The 19,261-nt window shown below is 72.6% G+C and carries 18 protein-coding genes; 3 read left to right on the top strand and 15 right to left on the bottom strand.

The genetic code is table 11. The features are described from left to right. Positions 1–163 precede the first annotated feature (163 nt). On the top strand, positions 164–346 hold the full coding sequence (locus tag ACFZBB_RS32230; protein ID WP_223187240.1) for a hypothetical protein: 183 nt from the start codon (positions 164–166) through the stop codon (positions 344–346). 57 nt (positions 347–403) lie between these two features. Here ACFZBB_RS32230 and ACFZBB_RS32225 read toward each other — a convergent pair whose 3' ends face one another. The 4 genes from ACFZBB_RS32225 to ACFZBB_RS32210 form a co-directional block, all read right to left on the bottom strand. Beyond that, the gene (locus ACFZBB_RS32225; RefSeq protein WP_391129976.1) at positions 404–1,603 is read right to left on the bottom strand and encodes a MarP family serine protease; all 1,200 of its coding nucleotides are present in this window, start codon (positions 1,601–1,603) and stop codon (positions 404–406) included. Positions 1,604–1,799: 196 nt separating this feature from the next. After that, entirely contained in the window at positions 1,800–2,570 is a 771-nt protein-coding gene (locus ACFZBB_RS32220; RefSeq protein WP_391129973.1) for an NUDIX domain-containing protein, read from the bottom strand. Continuing rightward, the gene (gene nth, locus ACFZBB_RS32215; RefSeq protein WP_391129970.1) at positions 2,567–3,379 is read right to left on the bottom strand and encodes an endonuclease III; all 813 of its coding nucleotides are present in this window, start codon (positions 3,377–3,379) and stop codon (positions 2,567–2,569) included. The genes ACFZBB_RS32220 and nth overlap by 4 nt, the downstream gene beginning before the upstream one ends. 79 nt (positions 3,380–3,458) lie before the next feature. Next, a complete protein-coding gene (locus ACFZBB_RS32210) occupies positions 3,459–4,856 on the bottom strand; it encodes an FUSC family protein (protein WP_391129967.1) in 1,398 nt (465 codons plus the stop codon). Between the two features lie 420 nt (positions 4,857–5,276). Here ACFZBB_RS32210 and ACFZBB_RS32205 point away from each other — a divergent pair, with 420 nt between their 5' ends. Next, a complete protein-coding gene (locus ACFZBB_RS32205; protein WP_033174884.1) occupies positions 5,277–5,951 on the top strand; it encodes a Crp/Fnr family transcriptional regulator in 675 nt (224 codons plus the stop codon). A gap of 79 nt (positions 5,952–6,030) precedes the next feature. Here ACFZBB_RS32205 and ACFZBB_RS32200 read toward each other — a convergent pair whose 3' ends face one another. From ACFZBB_RS32200 to ACFZBB_RS32150, 11 genes are all read right to left on the bottom strand, one after another. Then, complete coding sequence (locus tag ACFZBB_RS32200; protein WP_391129964.1) at positions 6,031–6,990, bottom strand: alpha/beta hydrolase fold domain-containing protein; 960 nt, start codon at positions 6,988–6,990, stop codon at positions 6,031–6,033. Positions 6,991–6,993: 3 nt separating this feature from the next. Next, entirely contained in the window at positions 6,994–8,286 is a 1,293-nt protein-coding gene (gene kynU / locus ACFZBB_RS32195; RefSeq protein ID WP_391129961.1) for a kynureninase, read from the bottom strand. Beyond that, the gene (locus ACFZBB_RS32190; protein ID WP_391129958.1) at positions 8,279–9,115 is read right to left on the bottom strand and encodes a tryptophan 2,3-dioxygenase family protein; all 837 of its coding nucleotides are present in this window, start codon (positions 9,113–9,115) and stop codon (positions 8,279–8,281) included. The genes kynU and ACFZBB_RS32190 overlap by 8 nt, the downstream gene beginning before the upstream one ends. A gap of 457 nt (positions 9,116–9,572) precedes the next feature. Beyond that, complete coding sequence (locus tag ACFZBB_RS32185) at positions 9,573–10,331, bottom strand: DUF3152 domain-containing protein (RefSeq protein ID WP_391129955.1); 759 nt, start codon at positions 10,329–10,331, stop codon at positions 9,573–9,575. Positions 10,332–10,621: 290 nt separating this feature from the next. Then, on the bottom strand, positions 10,622–11,035 hold the full coding sequence (locus ACFZBB_RS32180) for a DUF3151 domain-containing protein (RefSeq protein WP_355346204.1): 414 nt from the start codon (positions 11,033–11,035) through the stop codon (positions 10,622–10,624). A gap of 199 nt (positions 11,036–11,234) precedes the next feature. Continuing rightward, on the bottom strand, positions 11,235–12,257 hold the full coding sequence (gene fbaA / locus ACFZBB_RS32175) for a class II fructose-bisphosphate aldolase (RefSeq protein ID WP_355346207.1): 1,023 nt from the start codon (positions 12,255–12,257) through the stop codon (positions 11,235–11,237). Between the two features lie 277 nt (positions 12,258–12,534). Next, a complete protein-coding gene (gene pyrE / locus ACFZBB_RS32170; protein ID WP_355346210.1) occupies positions 12,535–13,077 on the bottom strand; it encodes an orotate phosphoribosyltransferase in 543 nt (180 codons plus the stop codon). A gap of 29 nt (positions 13,078–13,106) precedes the next feature. Further along, on the bottom strand, positions 13,107–13,910 hold the full coding sequence (locus tag ACFZBB_RS32165; protein WP_391129951.1) for an aldose 1-epimerase: 804 nt from the start codon (positions 13,908–13,910) through the stop codon (positions 13,107–13,109). A gap of 23 nt (positions 13,911–13,933) precedes the next feature. Further along, on the bottom strand, positions 13,934–15,091 hold the full coding sequence (locus tag ACFZBB_RS32160; protein ID WP_391129948.1) for a hypothetical protein: 1,158 nt from the start codon (positions 15,089–15,091) through the stop codon (positions 13,934–13,936). Positions 15,092–15,320: 229 nt separating this feature from the next. Further along, positions 15,321–16,925, bottom strand: coding sequence for a polyamine aminopropyltransferase (locus ACFZBB_RS32155; RefSeq protein WP_391129945.1), 1,605 nt, complete (start codon positions 16,923–16,925; stop codon positions 15,321–15,323). A 315-nt stretch (positions 16,926–17,240) separates the two neighbouring features. After that, on the bottom strand, positions 17,241–17,765 hold the full coding sequence (locus tag ACFZBB_RS32150; protein ID WP_391129942.1) for a DUF2617 family protein: 525 nt from the start codon (positions 17,763–17,765) through the stop codon (positions 17,241–17,243). Positions 17,766–18,078: 313 nt separating this feature from the next. On the opposite strand from ACFZBB_RS32150, the gene ACFZBB_RS32145 reads away from it, so the two are divergent. Continuing rightward, positions 18,079–19,251: a pyridoxal phosphate-dependent aminotransferase gene (locus tag ACFZBB_RS32145; RefSeq protein ID WP_391129939.1), complete on the top strand. Its 1,173-nt coding sequence runs from the start codon at positions 18,079–18,081 to the stop codon at positions 19,249–19,251. The last annotated feature ends 10 nt before the right edge of the window (positions 19,252–19,261 follow it).

Genomic DNA, 19,261 nt, shown 5'->3' with positions numbered 1-19,261 from the left:
GAAGCTCTGACCCGCCATCAGGCGTCCCTCTGCCACCGCGCCCGCCCCGCACGCATCAGGCGTCCGCGTGTCGGTCATATGATCCGCAAAATGCCGGACGCATACGCCAACCAGGCGACCGAAGGGCGATTACCGACCAAGGGCTGCGGGCACTTAGCTTCGTATGGGTTGGACGCACGACTACCGTGACGTATCACGCAATCGCCGTAACACTTCCGTCTCCGTCAACAGCGGGGCGCCCTTGGCCGTGCTCCCGCCGGGGGAGCCCCAGATCGGAATCCCGCGCATCCTGCGGCGCCGGGCCCGCTGGGTCGGCGCCCGGCTGCGGCACGCCAGGGCGCAGTGACCGTCCGGCCGACGGACGGCCCGGCCGACAGGTACGCCGGGCCGGCCGTCGGTCACCTCACAGCGCGCAGTTCTCCGTGTCGACCTGCTGGCTCGCCGCCGTGCCCGCCGCGATGTCCGGGCGGATCTCGTCGGCGGTGAGCGCGTAACCGGTGTTCGAGTCGTCGAGTGACTTGGCGAAGACGACGCCCGCCACCTGCCCGTTCGTGGTGAGCAGCGGGCCGCCGGAGTTGCCCTGGCGGACGGTCGCGTACAGCGAGTAGACGTCGCGGTGGACGGTGCCGCGGTGGTAGATGTCCGGGCCGTTGGCCTCGATACGGCCGCGGACGCGGGCGGCGCGTACGTCGAAGGCGCCGTTCTCCGGGAAACCGGCCACGATGGCGTCGTCGCGGGACTGTACGTCGCCGCTGGTGAACTTGAGCGCCGGCGCGTTCAGACGCGGCACGTCCAGGACGGCGATGTCGCGCTGCCAGTCGTAGAGGACCACGCGGGCGTCGTACAGGCGGCCCTTGCCGCCGATCTGCACGGTGGGCTCGGAGACGCCGCCGACGACGTGCGCGTTGGTCATCACGCGGTCCTTGGCGAAGACGAAGCCGGACCCTTCGAGGACCTTCCCGCAGCCCGACGCGGTGCCGACGATCTTGACGATGCTGCGGCGGGCGTCGGTGACGACGGCGCTGTGCACGAGGTTCGGGTCGGGAGGGGGCACCGAGGTGATCGGCTCGGAGCCGAAGGGCCCGAAGACCTGCGGCAGGCCGTTCTGCGCGAGGGTGGAGCTGAAGTCGGTGAACCAGGTGTCGGCTTCCTGCGGCACCACCCTGGAGACGCCGAGCAGCACCTTGGACGAGCGCACCTCGCGGCCTATCGTCGGCAGCGCCGTGGTGGCCAGCGCGCTGCCGATCAGCCAGGCCACCAGCAGCATGGCGAGCACATTGACCAGCGCGCCGCCGCCCGCGTCGATGGCGCGGGCGGGCGACCACGTGATGCGGGTCCTGAGTTTGTTGCCCAGGTGCGTGGTGAACGCCTGCCCCACCGACGCGCACACGATGACGACCACCACGGCGGTGATCACCGCGACCGAGCCCGGCGAGGAGTGGTCCGTCGCCTTGTCCCAGAACAGCGGCAGCAGATAGATCGCGGCGAGACCGCCGCCGAGGAAGCCGACCACCGACATGACTCCGACAACGAAGCCCTGCCGGTAACCGACCACGGCGAACCAGACGGCGGCGAGGATGAGCAGAAAGTCCAGCACGTTCACCTGGACACGGTCTCATGGCCGCCCCGCCCGACGGCACCGTACGGCCCAGGTGACCTGCGTGGTACGGCCGATGACCGGCGCCACGGGGCCGAACCCGCCACGGACACCCCCCGAACACCCTCGGAGGAGCCCCGGCACGCGCCCCCGAGGACCGGCCGTACGAGCTCCGCAGGGCGCGGTACGGCGCGGTTACGGTCTAGGCGAGCGGCACCTTGCGGTCGCGGTCCCAGGGCCGCTCCCAGCCCGCGAACTTCACGATCCTGTCGATCAGCCCCGCGGTGAAACCCCAGACCAGCGCGCCTTCGACCAGGAAGGCCGGGCCGAGGAAGCCGCTGGGGTGGGTCAGGGTCGCGCGGTTGGCGGGGTCGGTGAGATCGGCCACAGGCACCCGGAAGACGCGCGCGGTCTCGGCCGGGTCGACCACGCCGACCGGGGTGGGCCTGCGCCACCAGCCGAGCACGGGGGTCACCACGAAGCCGCTGACCGGGATGTAGAGCCGCGGCAGCACGCCGAAGACCTGGACGCCCGTCGGGTCGAGGCCGGTCTCCTCCTCGGCCTCGCGCAGCGCGGCGCGCACCGGCCCGTCGCCGTCCGGGTCGCCGTCCTCGGGGTCGAGGGCGCCGCCGGGGAAGGAGGGCTGGCCCGCGTGCGAACGCAGCGCCCTCGACCGCTCGATGAGCAGCATCTCGGGGCCCCGGTCGCCGTCCCCGAACAGGATCAGGACGGCGGACTGCCGCCCGCCGCCTTCGGGCGGCAGAAAGCTGCTGAGCTGTTCCGGCCGGACCCCGGCGACGGCGTCGGCCACCGGTTCGAGCCACCTGGGCAGCCCGGCGGCGCTGATCTCGACCCCGGTGCCTTCTCCGGCATCGGCGCCGAGGCCCGCTCGCGGGTCCGCGCCGAGGCCCGCGCCCGTGTCCGGCCCGGCACCCGCGTCCGCTCCGGTGCCCGCCCCCCGCGCGTGGGTCATGAGGCCGCCAGCGGGGGCGCGGGCCGGCCCGGGTAGTCCGGCGGGGGCTTCAGGCGCTGTCCGGGGGCGCCGCCCTTCTCGTACTTGAGCAGCTTCTCCGCCTTCTCCGGGTCCGTCTCGCCCTCGCCGTAGGCCGGGCAGAGCGGGGCGATCGGGCAGGCGCCGCAGGCGGGCTTGCGGGCGTGGCAGATACGGCGGCCGTGGAAGACGACGCGGTGCGACAGCATCGTCCAGTCCGACTTCGGGAAGAGCCCGGCGACGTCCTCCTCGACCTTCTCCGGGTCATGCGACTCGGTCCAGCCGAAGCGGCGGGCGAGGCGGCCGAAGTGGGTGTCCACGGTGATGCCGGGGACGCCGAAGGCGTTGCCGAGTACGACATTGGCCGTCTTGCGGCCGACGCCCGGCAGGGTCACCAGGTCCTCGAGACGCCCGGGCACCTCACCGCCGAACCGGTCCCGCAGCGCCGTCGAGAGCCCTTGCAAGGCCTTCGCCTTGGCGCGGAAGAAGCCGGTCGGGCGCAGGATCTGCTCCAGCGTCTCGGGGTCGGCCACCGCCATGTCCTCGGGCGTCGGGTACTTCGCGAACAGCGCGGGCGTCGTCTGGTTCACCCGCAGGTCCGTGGTCTGCGCGGACAGCACCGTGGCGACCAGGAGCTGGAAGGGATTCTCGAAGTCCAGCTCTGGATGCGCGTACGGATAAACCTCCGCCAACTCGCGGTTGATCCGCCGCGCCTGCCGTACCAGTCCCGCATGCGTCTGCGCGACCTTCGCCTTCTTGATCTTCTTGACCACCGCACCACTCGTCGCCATGCCGCCAGCCTACGGGCCGCCGCCGACACAGGGCGCCACAACGATCGCCGCGCGGTGCCGCGGGGCCGGGACCGGCGGCTCAGAGGCGGCGGGGCGCGCCGTCACCGGCCGCACCGGACGCGTGCGGGAGGTCGTCCCCCGGTCCGGGGCGCTCCCCCGCAGCGCCCGTCGTCACGCCGTGCGGCCTGTCCCGTACGGGCCCGGCGGCATGCGAGCCGGTGACGATCCGCGAGGCGTCGGCTGAGCCCGCGCCGCGCCCGGTGAAGCCGCCGCCGACGACGTGTCCCGGGGGGAGTACGGCCAGCTCGTGCAGGAGCTGCCGCGGCCGCAGCAGCGGCCTGGTGACCGGCGGAAGCACCGTACCGGCGGCGGGAAGCCTGGTCAGGAGCGCCGCGTCGGCGGCGCGCAGGGCGCGGGCGACCTCGGCGGCGGGCCGGCCCTGCGGGGCGGGCGCGAGCGCCAGAGCCCTGGTCTGCCGGGTGACGGCCGCGTAGAGGGTGAGCCGGTGCCGTACGAGGCGCGGGTCGTTGCCCCACACCAGGGGGCGGGTCAGCGGGCGCGCCACCAGGGCGAGCTGCTGGAGGCGGTGGTCCACCACGCGCACCAGGGCGTCGAGGTCGACGCCGTCGGGGCTTGTGGCACCGTCCGCCCGGTCGGCGCGGCCGTCGTGCTCCAGGCGCGCGGCGGTGGCGTCCAGCAGCTCGCCCAGAGCCGCGAAGTAGCTGCCGCGCGCGCTGCTGACGGTGTCGCGCGCGCTGGTCGGCAGGACGACGAGGGCGACCGCTATGCCGATGGCGGCGCCGATGGCGGTCTCTTCGAGACGCAGCATCAGCAGACCGGCGGAGAACTCGTGGAGCTGGGTGCAGAGCTGCGACACCATGATCGTGACGAAGAAGATCATGGCCGCGTAGGAGAGGCTGACCGGGTAGAAGCCGCAGGACATGCTGAGCACGATGACCGCGATCACCCACAGGGTGTGGCCTGCGGTCAGGTGCGCGAGGCCGATGCCCGCGCCGAGGCCGAGCAGGGTGCCGACGACACGGTTGGTCGCCTTGATGAAGGTCTCCGAGCGGGTGGCGGTGCCGGTGAAGGCGATGAAGGCGGCGATCACCGCCCGGAAGCAGCGGGCCTCCGACAGCTCGCGGCCGAAGAAGCAGCCCATCCACATCATGAAGCCGTAGAAGAAGTACGGCAGTCCGAAGCGGCGGATGAAGACGGCCACGAACACGACGGCGACGAAGACCGCGAGCATCGCGTCGGTGTGCCCGGCCACCGAGACCCCGATGACCATGCCGGTGCCGATGGCGACCGGGAAGAACACGGCCGTGCGGATCTTCGGCAGCACCTGGGTGCCGTCCAGCGCCATCGAGCCCATCATCGCCATGACGGTGCCCAGCAGCATGCCGACGAGGGTGCCCTGGGGGCCGGCGTGTGTGGCGCGCCCGTAGCCGTACTCGATCGCCAGGGTGGTGTTCATCGCGACCGCCGCGCCGAACGCCGTGCGGAGTCTTTGAAGGCCCGGGTCCGATCCGACTATCCGGTCCAGACCTCGCGCATCCAGCCGCTCGACCCCACCGCGTCCCCGGTCCGGTAAACCCACGCCGACGCGGGCGTTCGAGCCGTCCGGCGCGCAGGAATTCGTACGAAATTCGTACGGCCGTGCGCGAAGGGCCCACTCCGACGCCCCAGCCGCTATGTTGTTCGCTCATAGCGGAATCCGGCTCAGGGGCCACCCGTTCGGCCCTTCCTGAGCCGTTTACGGACCCCGATCGGACCCCCAATCGGACCCCCGGAGCACGGCTACGGGCCTGGATAAGACATCCTTGTGATTGATCGCACTGTTTGAGACGTCATGCATCATGGGGAAATCCCAGCGATGTCGACAAGGAGAGAGCTCGTGGACGACGTTCTGCGCCGTGCCCCGCTTTTCGCGGCGCTCGACGACGAGCAGGCCGCTGAACTGCGCGCCTCCATGACGGAGGTCACGCTCGCGCGTGGCGACTCGCTGTTCCACGAGGGTGACCCCGGGGACCGGCTGTACGTCGTCACCGAAGGCAAGGTCAAGCTGCACCGCACCTCGCCCGACGGCCGCGAGAACATGCTCGCCGTGGTCGGCCCCGGTGAGCTGATCGGCGAGCTGTCGCTCTTCGACCCCGGCCCGCGCACCGCCACCGCCACCGCGCTGACCGAGCTGAAGCTGCTCGGCCTGGGCCACGGCGACCTCCAGCCCTGGCTGAACGTACGGCCCGAGGTCTCCACCGCCCTACTGCGCGCCGTCGCCCGCCGTCTGCGCCGCACCAACGACGTCATGTCCGACCTGGTCTTCTCCGACGTCCCCGGCCGCGTCGCCAAGGCCCTGCTCGACCTCTCCCGCCGCTTCGGCGTGCAGTCGGAAGAGGGCATCCACGTCGTCCACGACCTCACGCAGGAAGAGCTGGCCCAGCTCGTCGGCGCCTCGCGCGAGACCGTCAACAAAGCCCTCGCGGACTTCGCGGGCCGCGGCTGGCTCCGCCTGGAGGCCCGCGCCGTGATCCTCCTGGACGTCGAGCGGCTGGCCAAGCGCTCCCGCTGACCCCCTCGGCACCGCACGCACACGAGGCCCCCGCCCGGTCGAACCGGGCGGGGGCCTTCGCGCTGCCGGGCAGCCCCGGCTACCAGGCGAGTTGGGCGATCTCGTCCGCGACGGCCGCGCAGGCCGCCGTGGACGGGTCGATCAGCGGGAAGTGGCCGGTGCCGGGCAGCCACGCGGCGACGACCTCCTCGCCCGCGACCGCCGCGGCACGGGCGAAAGCCTGGCTGACCTGCGACGGAACCTCATTGTCAGTGGTGCCGTGCACGATGGTTGTGGCGATACCGGTGGGCAGCAGCGCGGCGGGGTCGGCGTCGGGCAGACGTGCCGTCAGGTAGTCGGGACCGCCCAGCAGGTCGACGACCGCGCCGGAGCAGACACCCAGCCGGATCGCCGAGGTGAGGTCGGCGATCGGGGCGAGGGCCACGACGCCGCGTACGGGGGGAGGTGAGGGGCGGTGCCAGGGGGATTCAGGGGGCAGGACGTGACGGGCCGCGGCCCACAGCGCGAGGTGGCCGCCCGCGCTGTGGCCGGTCAGGACGGTGCGGCGGGGATCGACCACATCGGCGCCGAGCGCACGCACGGCGAGCGCGGGCAGCGCGTCGAGGGCGGCGGCCACGTCGTCGAAGGTGTCGGGCCAGCGCCCGGCCGGTGGCAGCGCGTCGGGCGCGGGGCCCGAGCCGTCGCGGCCTTCCTGCGGCGCCTCAAGGGCCGGGCCGCGGCGGTATTCGACCGACGCGACGGCGTAGCCGTGGGTGGTGAGGTGGGCCGCGAGCGGCGAGACGTGGGCGCGGTCGTAGGCGGCGCGCCAGGCACCGCCGTGGAAGAGGGCCACCAGCGGGGCCGGACGGCCGGTGGGGGCGCCCTCGGCGGGGGCGGGCCGGTAGAAGTCGACCACCTGGTCGGGGTGGTCGCCGTAGGACGCGGTGGCGTCCGGCGGCACCGGAGCGTGGCCGAACGCCGACGCCTCCTCGGCCGCCGCCCGTCGCCCGGAGGCGGCATCGGCAGCGGGCGGGGACGTGGAGGGGTCGGCAGCGGACATCGGTTACGTGGTCCCTTCGGGTACGTCGAGCGGGTCGGTTTCCTGCGGTACGGCGGTGGGTCGGGCCGCGACGGTCGTGCCCCGTCCGCCGGCCAGGACGTCGGCCAGTACGCGGGCGGCGCGCAAGGCGTCGGCGTACCGGGTGTAGAGCGGTGTGAAGCCGAAGCGCAGCACGTCGGGGCGCCGGTAGTCGCCGACGATGCCGCGCGCGGTCAGCTCGCGCATCACCTCGGCCGCCCCCGCGCAGCGCAGCGAGACCTGGCTGCCGCGCTCCGCGTGGTCGGCGGGTGTGATCGGCTCGGCGCGCCCGTACGGCACCAGCGCGGCCACGCAGTCCAGGAAGAAGTCGGTCAGCGCCAAGCTCTTGGCCCGCACGTCCGCGACGGCGACACCGTCCCAGACGTCGAGCGCCGCGTCCAACGCGAGCAGCGACAGGATCTCCGGCGTGCCGACCCGCCCACGGGGCACGCCGTCCGCCGGGGCGTACTCCGGGGCCATGCCGAACGGGTCGGCGTGCGAGTTCCAGCCCGGCAGCGGCGAGTCGAAGCGCGGCTGAAGCTCACGCCGCACATAGAGGTACGCGGGCGCGCCGGGCCCGCCGTTGAGGTACTTGTACGTGCAGCCGACCGCGAGGTCCACGCCGTCCGCGTCGAGCGCGACGGGCAGCGCGCCCGCGCTGTGGCACAGGTCCCAGACCGCGAGGGCGCCCGCCGCGTGCAGGGCCGCCGTGACAGCGGACAGGTCGTGCAGCCGCCCGGTGCGGTAGTCCACGTGGTTGACCAGCGCCACGGCGGTACGGTCGCCGGCCGCGTCCGCGATCTCGGCCGCGTCCACCGCGCGCACGGTGTGACCGGTCAGCCGGGCGGCCGACGCGGCGATGTAGCCGTCCGTGGGGAAGGTCGCCGCGTCCACCAGGATCTCGGTGCGGTCGGCGGGCGCCATCCGCACAGCGGCCACCAGCGCCTTGAAGACATTCACGCTGGTCGAGTCCCCGACCACGACCTGCCCCGGCGCGGCGCCCACCAGCGGCGCGATCCGGTCGCCGATCCGCTCGGGGGCCGTCCACCAGCCGCTCTCCTCCCAGGACCGGATGCGCAGCTCGCCCCACTGCCGGGTGACGACGTCGCTCAGCCGGGGCAGCACGGCTGTGGACAGCGCGCCCAGCGAGTTGCCGTCCAGATAGACGGTGTCGTCCAGCACGAAGCGGTCCCGCACGTCGGCCAGCGGATCGGCGGCGTCCAGCGCGTCCGCACGGTCCTGAAGGGCGGCATCCCCTGCCACGACGGCCTCAGACATGGCTGCGCGCCGTCCACAGCTCGGGAAAGACGTTCTTCGTGGCCCGCTTCTCCAGCCAGGCCACCCCCGCCGAGCCGCCCGTGCCCGACTTGGCACCCATCGCCCTGCGCGTGGCCACCAGGTGGTCGTTGCGCCAGCGCCAGACCAGCTCGGCGACATCCGTCAGGGCCTCGCCGAGCCTGATCAGCTCGGTGTCCTGGTCGGCGTCCGCGTACACGCTCTGCCACGCCCGCTCGACCTCCGCGTGCGGCTCGTAACGCAGCGCCGGGTCGCGCTCCAGTACCTCGGCGGGCACCGGATAGCCGCGGCGGCTGAGCAGCCGCAGCACCTCGTCGTACAGGCTCGGCTCGGTCAGCGCCTTCTCCAGCTCCGCGTGCGCGCTGGGGGTGCCACGGTGCGGCACCAGCATCGACGCGGACTTGTCCCCGAGCAGGAACTCCAGCCGCCGGTACATCGCCGACTGGAACCCGGAGCCCTCGCCGAGGGCCGACCGGTACGCGTTGAACTGCGCGGGGGTGAGATTGGCGATCGGTTTCCACGAGGCGTTCAGCGACTCCAGCTCCGGCAGGCTGCGCTTGAGCGCCGCCATCGCCGTGGGCAGGTCGTCCTCCCTGAGCGCCGCCGCCGCGGTGGTCCATTCGTGGACCAGCAAGGTGAACCACAGCTCCATCACCTGCGTGGTGACCAGAAAGGCCATCTCGCCGGGCTCGTCGGACAACGGGTGCTGCAAGTGGGTCAGTACGGACGCCTGCACGTAGTCCTCGTACGGCGTGCTGCCCTCGAACGAGAGGTTCGGGGTCGCCGCCTCATCGGTCGGTGCGTCGGACATGGTCTTACCTCCAGAAGCGGACCCGGGATCACCGGGCTACGCCGAGATCATCTGCGGTGCGGCCCAATCCGGCAAGGCCCGGCTCCCCCCAGGGTGCCCCTGCGCGAGGGGCTGCGCCCCCGGGGTGCGTTTGCGTGAGGGGCTGCGCCCGTCCGGTACCGCTGCGCAGGTGGGTTCGCCGGTAGCCATGGAGCCGAAGGGCGCGCCGGTGTCGAAAGCGACGATGAGCAGGGAGCGAGGAACGAGCGACCGTCGAAGTGGGGGCACCCCCGGACGAAGTCCGGGGGAGACCGTCGACACCGGATCTAAGCGCCCGGAGGCGGAAGGGCGGCAAAAAAGGGGAAGGACGGTGCGCCTGCACAAGACGGCTCCCCCGCACGTTCCGCCGCCACGCTGACCTCACCCAAGACGGCTCCCCCGCACGCCACCCCCGCCCAAGACCCCACCCAGGACCCCCTCACCCCACCCCCGGACCTCCCACGTACGTCCCCTTCGGGTCGTACGGCCACTCGTTCGCTCGGCACCCGTTCAGGCCCTTGATCTGCTGCATCATCACCGGGGCCGGCTTCCCCGGGCCCGGGCAGCCTTCGTGGCCGTGGCCGATGCGGTGGCCGACCTCGTGGTTGATGATCAGGGCGCGGTAGCCCTCGATGGGGCCGTTGAACTCGGGGGAGCCGAGCAGCCAGCGCTTGAGGTTGACGACGACGGTGGAGCCGACGTCGCAGTTGACCTCGCCTCGGGTGAGGAGGCCGGCGGCGCCGCAGATGTCGTCGACGGTGTCGGGGGTGGCGATCTTGACGACGAAGTCGGCGCGGCCGGAGGAGACGAGCTGGAAGCCGTCGTGGCCGTCGGCGGTCCAGCCGCGGGGGTTGGCGAGGATGGCGGCGATCTCGTGGGCGGCGTCGGCGGCGGACAGGTCGATACCGCCTTCGACCTCGACCTTGTAGCGGCGGATGGTGCCGTGTCCCGTGGCCTTGCCGCTGGCGTCGGCGGTGCTGAAGCGGCCGGTGCCGGAGACGGGGACCTTCGGCGGCTCCGCCTTGTCCCTCGCGGACGGCGGAGTGCCGCCCCCGGTGTCACCGTCACCGTCGCTGCCGTCGCGGGCCGGTGCCGTGGTGGCGGCGAGGCCGTGGTCGATGGCGGCGGCCGAGTCGGCGTTCCTGCCGTGGTTCCAGGTGGCGTACCCGACGCCCGCGGTCACCATGATCAGTCCCACGGCCAGGGCGGAGCCGACTATCGCGGCGCGGCCCTTCGTCCGACGTCGGCCCGGTTGACGGCATCGCTGTGCCAAGACTCCCCCTGCGCTGGCGCAGCGGTCGTCGAGGCCCGGCCCCCCGGCCGGTCGCACCCCGTGCTGCGTGTGGACAACACGGATCAGAATCGCACATTGATACGGGGGCTGAGGCGTCGGTCCGCCCTTGTGGCACGACTGCGACAAAGCGCGTTCCCCCTGGTGGGACCCAGGGGGAACGCGAGGGAAACAGGAAAAGAAGGGCGGGCCGGCCGTCAGGTCAGGGTGTCGGCGGCGGTCGGAGAGCTGTCCCGCAGGAAGACCGTGCAGCGCTCGTACTCGTCCTGCTCGCCGATCGCCTGGGCGGCGCGGGCCAGCGCGTGCAGGGCGCGGAGGAAGCCGCGGTTCGGCTCGTGCTCGAAGGGCACGGGACCGTGGCCCTTCCACCCGGCGCGGCGCAGCGAGTCGAGGCCGCGGTGGTAGCCGGTACGGGCGTACGCGTACGACTCCACGACGCTGCCGGCCTCGAAGGCGTCGTCGGCGAGCTGCGCCCAGACCAGCGAGGAGGCCGGGTATTTCGCCGCGACCTCGGCGGGCGCGGTGCCGGAGGCGAGCAGTTCGCGCGGCTCCGGATCTTCGGGCAGATGGGTCGGGGCGGGTCCCCCGAGCAGGTTCTCGTTGATGGCCATGCGTTCCAGTCTGCCCGAGCCCCCACCGTAAAGGCCCCCGGCAGATGCCAGGGGCCTTCGGCGACGAGTCCGAAACCGGGGTCGGGAGGCCGTCCGCACATGCACCCGTACGACGGCCGCCAACGTAAAGCGGTCAGTCCCGGAACCCGTCCGGAGGCCGGACCCGTGCGGAACGCCGTCCCGGACCCCGTCCGGAGGACTACTTGCGCTTGTTGCCCGCCGACCGCAGGTTCTCGGCCGCGACGACCACGCGGGCCGCCATGCCGGCCTCGGCGGCCTTGCCCCAGACGCGGGGGTCGTACGTCTTCTTGTTGCCGACCTCGCCGTCGACCTTCAGGACGCCGTCGTAGTTGCGGAACATGTGGTCCGCGACGGGCCGGGTGAAGGCGTACTGGAGGTCGGTGTCGATGTTCATCTTGACGACGCCGTTCTCCAGCGCCTCGTTGATCTCCTCGAGCGTGGAGCCCGAGCCGCCGTGGAAGACGAAGTCGAAGGCGTTGGCCTTGCCGTACTTCTGGGCGACCGCGTCCTGGAGCTCCTTGAGGATGCCCGGACGCAGGACGACGTTGCCCGGCTTGTAGACGCCGTGGACGTTGCCGAAGGAGGCGGCCAGCAGGTAGCGGCCCTGCTCGCCCAGGCCGACGGCCTCGACGGTGCGGTAGGCGTCGTCGACGGTGGTGTAGAGGTTGTCGTTGATCTCGTGCGAGACGCCGTCCTCCTCACCGCCGGTCGGGGTGATCTCCATCTCCAGGATGATCTTGGCCTTGACGGCCTCGGCCAGCAGTTCCTTGGCGATGGCGAGGTTGTCGTCCAGGTTCTCCGCCGAGCCGTCCCACATGTGGGACTGGAACAGCGGGTCGCGGCCCGCGGCCACGCGCTCCTGCGAGACCTTCAGCAGCGGACGCACGTACGCGTCGAGCTTGTCCTTGGGACAGTGGTCGGTGTGCAGCGCTACCGTGATCGGGTACTTCTCGGCCACGATGTGCGCGAACTCGGCGAGCGCGACCGAGCCGGTCACCATGTCCTTGTTGTACTGACCGCCCAGGAACTCCGCGCCGCCCGTGGAGATCTGGATGATGCCGTCGCTCTCCGCCTCGGCGAGGCCGCGCAGCGCGGCGTGCAGGGTCTGCGACGAGGTGACGTTGATGGCCGGGTAGGCGAACTTGCCTGCCTTCGCCCGGTCGAGCATCTCGCTGTAGACCTCGGGGGTTGCGATGGGCATCGTGTCCGCTCCTCATGATCTGCGGGTGGTCCTGCTGTGGCCTTACTGGCGTGGCGACGTCTTTGTCGCCCCCATCTTCCCAGACTCGAACGGATACACCACCTCCGCGCACACCCAGTGGACGACGGCCTCCGGAGTGTTTCACGTGAAACACTCCGGAGGCCGGAAAAACGCAGCTCAGAGCCGGTCGAAAGCACTCAGGACCCCGGTCGGGGCAAGTTCGGAGCCCGCTCAGCGCCGACTCAGAACCACGACACGGCGGCGCGGCTCACGCGGCTCAGGCGAGGCCCAGGTCGTCCAGCGAGTACGCGGCCAGGTACGGCAGTCCCGCGTCCGCGATCGCCCCGGCCGCGCCGCGGTCCACGATGACGGCGACGGCCACCACCTCGCCGCCCGCCTCCCGTACCGCCTCGACCGCGGTCAGCGGCGAACCGCCCGTGGTCGAGGTGTCCTCGACCACCAGCACGCGGCGGCCCTTGACCTCGGTGCCCTCGATACGGCGCTGCAAGCCGTGCGCCTTGTTGGCCTTGCGGACCACGAACGCGTCGAGCCGCTGCCCGCGCGCCGCGGCGGCGTGCAGCATCGAGGTGGCCACCGGGTCGGCGCCGAGCGTCAGCCCGCCCACCGCGTCGAAGTCCAGTTCGGCGGTGAGGTCGAGCATCACCTGTCCGGCGAGCGGCGCGGCCTCGCCGTCCAGGGTGATCCGGCGCAGGTCGACGTAGAAGTCGGCCTCGAGCCCCGAGGAGAGGGTCACCTTGCCGTGCACCACGGCCTTGTCCTTGATCTGCCGCAGCAGCGCGTCTCGCGTCTGGTCACTCATGCCGACCAGTATCCCGGCAGGCCGGGGGCTCAGCCGATCCGGTGCCAGGTCCACTCCGTGCTGATCTCCAGCGGGTCGATCGGGGTGACCAGGCGGGGCAGGGTGTTGAGGCCGTTCGGCGGGCCGGACTGGGGCTCGACGCAGACCGCCTCGGTCGGCTCGGTGTAGACGACCGCCCATTCGGAGGGGCTGGTCACCCGGACCGTCATCTCGCCGGGCCAGGTGAGGGTGATGTCCACGCCGTCGGGCATGCCGAAGCAGTCGTCCCAGGGGCCGGGCTTGGGGTCGATGCGGTTGCCGTTCGGCAGGTGGTTGTCGCCGCGTTCCTCCTGCCAGGCGGCGGTGAAGGCCAGTTCGACGTCCTGGCCGCCCTGGCCGAGGTTGCGCAGCCACCACGGGTGCCAGCCCGCCTGCGCGGGGAAGGAGTCGCCGGACGCGTCGGCCTCGACGCTGAGCGTCAGCTTCACCGAGTGCGGGGCCAACTCGACGGTGTGCGTCACCCGTCCGGGGTACGGCCACGGCTCGGCGAGGTCGAAGTAGTACGCGGCGGTGGTCTCGGTCGGGGGCGCGGCCTCCTGCCAGGCGGTGTGGCGCCCGGTGCCGTGGATGGCGTGCGGGGGCGCGTCGACGGGGAGTTGATGAGTGACGCCGCCGTTGCGGAACACCCCGTTCTCCGTACGGCCGCACCACGGCACCATCAGGAAGGCGCCGAATTTGTCTCCCTGGCGCAGGAGTTCGGTCCCGCCGACCTTCAATGAGGCGATCCGGCAGCCGTCGTGGGGCCGCAGGATCAGTTCGGCGTCGCCCGCCGTCAGCTTCGTCTCGTTCGACACGGAACGAGAGTAACCGGGCCGTGTTACCTGCGGCGTCGCAGCACCCGGCCGACGACCACGGCGGACGCGACGAGAGCCGCGGCGGCGGGGGCCGCCCAGCGCAGGGTCGCCGCCGCGGAGGTGGCGTCCGGCGCGGGTACGGGCGCGTAGCGTCCGCGCGGCGGCGCGTGGTCGACCTCCTCGGCGCTGCGGCCGATCATCGTGCGGCGGGCGTGCGCGGCCTCGGCGGGCGGCACCAGGTCGTCCAGCGCGGCGGCGCTCTCCGGGACCTCCACCTCGACCTCGACCAGGTCGAAGTCGTCCAGGTCGGACGGCGGGGCGGGCTCGCCGAGGTCGTCCACGACGTCCGCCTCGGGCTCGGCGGGCTCGTCGGAGTCGGCGTCGTCGGAGTCGGCCTCGTCGGAGTCGGCGGAGGTGTCGGCGGAGGTGTCGGAATCCGTGGTGATCCGGGGGTCCTCGGCGGGCGTGTCGGCGGCGTCCTCCGCGGTGTCGGCAGCGGTGTCATCCGTATCGCCAGCGTCGTCAGCGGCTTCCTCGGCCACGACGTCCGCCGCCTCCGCCTCGGCGGCCGACTCGTCCGGCCGCTCCAGCGATTCCGCCTGCTTCAGCGATTCCGGCCGCTCCGAGGCCGCCCCTGCCTCCACGACCGGAACGATCGTTTCCTCGACGGTCACGTCCGAGGGCGCCGGGTCCGGGGCCGTCTCCTCCTCCGGCGCGTGCGCCGCCAGGTCCGCGGAGAAACGGTCCAGCAGCCGCCGTACCGCCGCTTCCACGACGTCCGGCTCGTACGACGCCAGGCGGCCCTCGGCCTGCGCCGCACCGCGGAAGATCAGCAGGGCGCCCGGCTCCGGGTGCGTGGCCTCGGCCACGACGATCTCCAGCGCGGCCTTGACCGTGCCCGTACCGCGCACCTCCGTACCGCTCGCCTCCGCCACGAAAGGCGACGAGGTGCCGGTGACGCGGACCGTGCCGCGGTACGTGATCGTGGAGCCGCCCACGCGCAGGCGGAGGCGGCCGGCGGCGCCGCCTTCCGGCGCGGACCCGTCAGCCCCGTCGGCGCCGTCCGCGGCGCCGGACGCGTCCGGCTGCCAGCCGGGCAGGCTCGCGGTCACGCGCGCGGGGCTGCGCAGGGCGTGGCCGATGCGGGTGGGGGTGACCGGGACGAAGACCTCGTGCTCCATGCGGCGGAGCCTACCCACCGGGACGGTGCCACGCGGCTTTGCGGGCGGAACTTTTTACGGGCATACGTGGCACGCGGCCCGGGCCCGTACGGACGCGCCCGCCGCCGTACATCGCCGCCGTACACCCGCCCCCCTTGTCGACACGCGCGCCGCCGTACACCCGCCCCCGCCCCCGTACGCGGGTGTCCCGCCCCCTTACGCCACCCGGCGTCCCCGCCGGCCGGCCGTCTCACCGCACCCTCGGGCGCAGCAACGTCGAGGCCGGGAGGGACTCGGCGGGGCGGCTGGCCAGCGGGGCGGCGGCGGCCTTGCGCAGCAGCGCGGGGGTCAGCCAGAGGTCAGGGGGGTGGCGGGGCGGGAGGGCGATGGCGGGGGTGGTGAGGCCGGACAGCACGAAGCCCCAGTTCGTGGCGGACGGCGGCACCGAGCCCGACCAGCGGTCGGGCCCCGCCTGCGCCCCGCACGTGCGGCCGGTGATCCAGTACGGCGCTGTCCGCAGCCCCACCGCCCGCAAGGTGGCCTCGATGGTCCAGAAGGTGTGCGTGGAGGCGCTGGGGGTGCCCGCGTGGACGGCGAGCCGCCCGCCGGGGGCCAGCGTGCGCGCGGCGAGCCCGTAGAACTCCTCCGAGTACAGCTTCGCGCTGCGTGAGATCCCCGGGTCCGGCAGGTCGGCAATGATCACGTCGAACGGTCCGCGCCGCTCCTCGCGCAGCCAGTCGAAGGCGTCGGCCGTGACGGCGGTGACGCGCGGGTCGTTGTACGCGTGCCGGTTGAGCGCGGACAGGCCGGGGTCGGTACGGCCGAGGCGGACCAGTTCGTCGTCGAGGTCCACGACGGTGACGGCGCGGACCCCGCTGTAGCGCAGCGTCTCGCGCAGGGCGAGGCCGTCGCCGCCGCCGAGGATGAGGACGCGGCCGTGCGGGCCGTTCATCGCGGGGTGCACCAGGGCCTGGTGGTAACGGAATTCGTCCGTGCCGCAGACCCGTAGCCGTCCGTCCAGGAAGAGTTGGAGCGGGGTGCCTGTCCTGCCGCCGCCGGTGAGGACGATCTCCTGCACGGCGGTCTGCTCCGCGACGCGCACCTGTCCCCCGTACACCGCGTGCCGCGCCGCCGCTTCGAAGGGCCCGGCGGCAGCGGCGGCGGCGCCGAGCACCACGAGCACGGAGACGTTCGCGGCCAGCAGCCACCAGCGGGTGCGGGCGGACAGGTCGCCGCGGAAGAGCCACAGCACGGTCGCGCCGCCCGCCACCGCGTTGACCACGCCGGTGGCCAGCGCGCCGGTCAACTGCCCGAAGTGCGGCAGGAGAAGGAAGGGGAAGGCGAGGCCGCCGACGAGCGCGCCCACGTAGTCCGCGGCGAAGAGGTCGGCGACGGCGCCGCCCGCGTCCTGCCGCCGGATCCGCTGGACGAGCGTCATGAGCAGCGGCACCTCGGCGCCGATCAGCACGCCGATCGCGAGCGCGCAGCCGATCATGGCCAGTCGGGCCTGTCCCGCCCACGCGAAGCAGGCGTACAGCGCCATCACCGAAAGCCCGCCGACCAGCGCGAGCGCCGTCTCGACGGCGGCGAAACCCGCCGCGGCCCGTATCCGCAGCCGCTTGGCGAGCAGCGAGCCGCAGCCCATCGCGAAGACCATCACGGAGAGGATGACCGACGCCTGGGTGACGGAGTCGCCGACCAAGTAGGAGGCGAGCGCGACGAGTTCGAGCTCGTAGACCAGACCGCAGGCGGCGCAGACGAAGACGGCGGCCAGGACCAGCGCGCGTGCGGAGCCCGCGGCCACGGGAAGCCGCAGGTCGAGAGGTGCCGCGGTGCGGCCTGGCTGGTCGATCATGAGTGCACGCTATGTCAGTCCGGCGGCGGCACAAGTCACCCACAGGGGTGCAATCAGGGGCGGTTGACGGCGCTTTCGCGGACCGCACCGGCGCACGGGGGTACAGGCGCGGCGCACGGTGTGGACGTATGTGCCGCCGACCGTACGGGCGTTCGTCCATCGGTGCGTACGGACGTACGGTTCGCGCGCCGGACCGCCCGCGTGCGGGTGCCGCCGACGTACGCCCGTACCGCAGGGGTCGGGAGGCGCGGCTCCGGGCGGGCCGACGCCGTACGCCGCTCCGCACGGGCGGACGCCGTACACCCCAACGCCCCTTCAAGGAAGGGCGTTCACCCGGGTCCTGGTGGTCACCAGTCGTCCCTCCTGCGGGTACGCGTGCCAGGTGCGCCACCGCACGCTGCCCTCCGCGCACTGCACGAGCATCGCGGTGAAGGCGTGCGGGTCGCCGGGGAAGGTGCCGGCGAGGCCGTTGGGGTGGTCGGCGACCAGCGCGAGCAATTCCTGGGCGCGGCCCGCGAAGGAGCCCTGCGACAGCGTCTCGATCCGGGCCGCGAACTCGTAGTCCCAGCCGCCCACCCTGCGCGCCACGCCGAACGGCAGCGGCGCCTGGCTGCCCGGCATGCACGCGACGGTCTCCGAACACCCGCCGTCACGACCGGTGTCGACCAGTACCTGGTGGGACGCGCCGAGCAGCCGCATCTGGACCTTGGCCCGCAGCCCGCGCGTGTCGCCGACTTCGAGGTCGAGCACGGCGAGCGCGGGCAGCGGGTCCTTCCCGAGACACCACGCGAGGTCTCCGGCACGGGTGTCGGTGTAGGCGGTCTGGATGGTGGTGAGCATGGGTCGGCTCCGCAAGCACGCAGTGGATGATGGGCCGACCCGCGTCTGACGGAGAGACGCGGCGGCTCGGTGCCCACGTGGGGTCCGGTAGATCCGAGAGCTACGGAATCATGAAACTCGCGCCGCCCTCAGCGTTTTTACCCATCTGTGCGTACTTTCCATCCCTTGGAGCGCTTAAGGGCTCACGTGTTCACTACGTCGTTCCCACACCGCTCCCGGGCGCGCCCGGCGCACACCCCCGGCGGCGGACGACATACGGTACGGAACCCGGGACGGATGCGACGGAGAGTGGGTGCCGACAATGGACGGGCGCATGCAGGACAGGCCTCCGCTGAACCGCGGCCTCGACGGCCTCGGTACGACGATCTTCGCCGAGATGTCGGCGCTGGCCCTCTCGACCGGCGCGATCAACCTCGGCCAGGGCTTCCCCGACACCGACGGTCCCGAGTCCGTACGGGAGGCGGCCGTCCGCGCACTGCGCGACGGCCGCGGCAACCAGTACCCGCCGGGACCCGGCGTCCCCGAGCTGCGGCGCGCCGTCGCCGACCACCAACGCCGTTTCTACGGGCTCGACTTCGACCCCGACACCGAGGTCCTGGTCACCGCGGGCGCCACCGAGGCCATCGCCGCCGCGATGCTCGCCCTGCTCGAACCGGGCGACGAGGTCATCGCGTTCGAGCCGTTCTACGACTCCTACGCCGCCTGCATCGCCATGGCGGGCGGCGTCCACGTCCCCCTGACCCTGCGCGCCCCCGACTTCCGCCCCGACCTCGCCGCCCTGCGCGCCGCCGTCACGCCCCGTACGCGGCTGCTCCTCCTCAACTCCCCGCACAACCCGACGGGCATGGTCCTCACCCCCGCCGAACTCACCGAGATCGCCGCCATCGCCGTCGACCACGACCTCCTCGTGGTCACCGACGAGGTCTACGAACACCTCGTCTTCGACGGCGTCCACACCCCCCTGATCTCCCTCCCCGGCATGCGCGACCGCACCGTCTCCATCTCCTCCGCCGGCAAGACCTTCTCCTTCACGGGCTGGAAGGTCGGCTGGGTCACGGGGTCGCGGGAGCTGGTGGCGGCGGTCCGCACGACGAAGCAATTCCTGACGTACGTCGCCTCGGGCCCCTTCCAATACGCCATCGCGGAAGCCCTCGCCCTCCCCGACACGTACTACGCCCACTTCCGCGACGACCTCCAAGCCAAGCGCGACCTGCTGGCTGCGGGCCTGCGCGACGCCGGCTTCCGGACCTACGAGCCCCAGGGCACGTACTTCATCACCACCGACATCACCGAACTCGCCCCCGGCACCGACGCCTTGACCTTCTGCCGCGCACTACCGGAGAAATGCGGCGTCGTCGCCGTCCCCAACTCCGTCTTCTACGACCACCCCACCGCCGGCCGCACCCAAGTCCGCTTCGCCTTCTGCAAACGCCCCGAAGTCCTCCGCGACGCCGCCGACCGCCTGCGCAAGGCCTTCAACGGCTGAGCACCGCCCG

Origin of the sequence: Streptomyces sp. NPDC008139, assembly GCF_042957025.1 — a bacterium.
Classification (GTDB): domain Bacteria; phylum Actinomycetota; class Actinomycetes; order Streptomycetales; family Streptomycetaceae; genus Actinacidiphila.
Note: the sequence above shows the minus strand (reverse complement) of the source record. Positions and strands in the feature narration are given on the sequence as shown.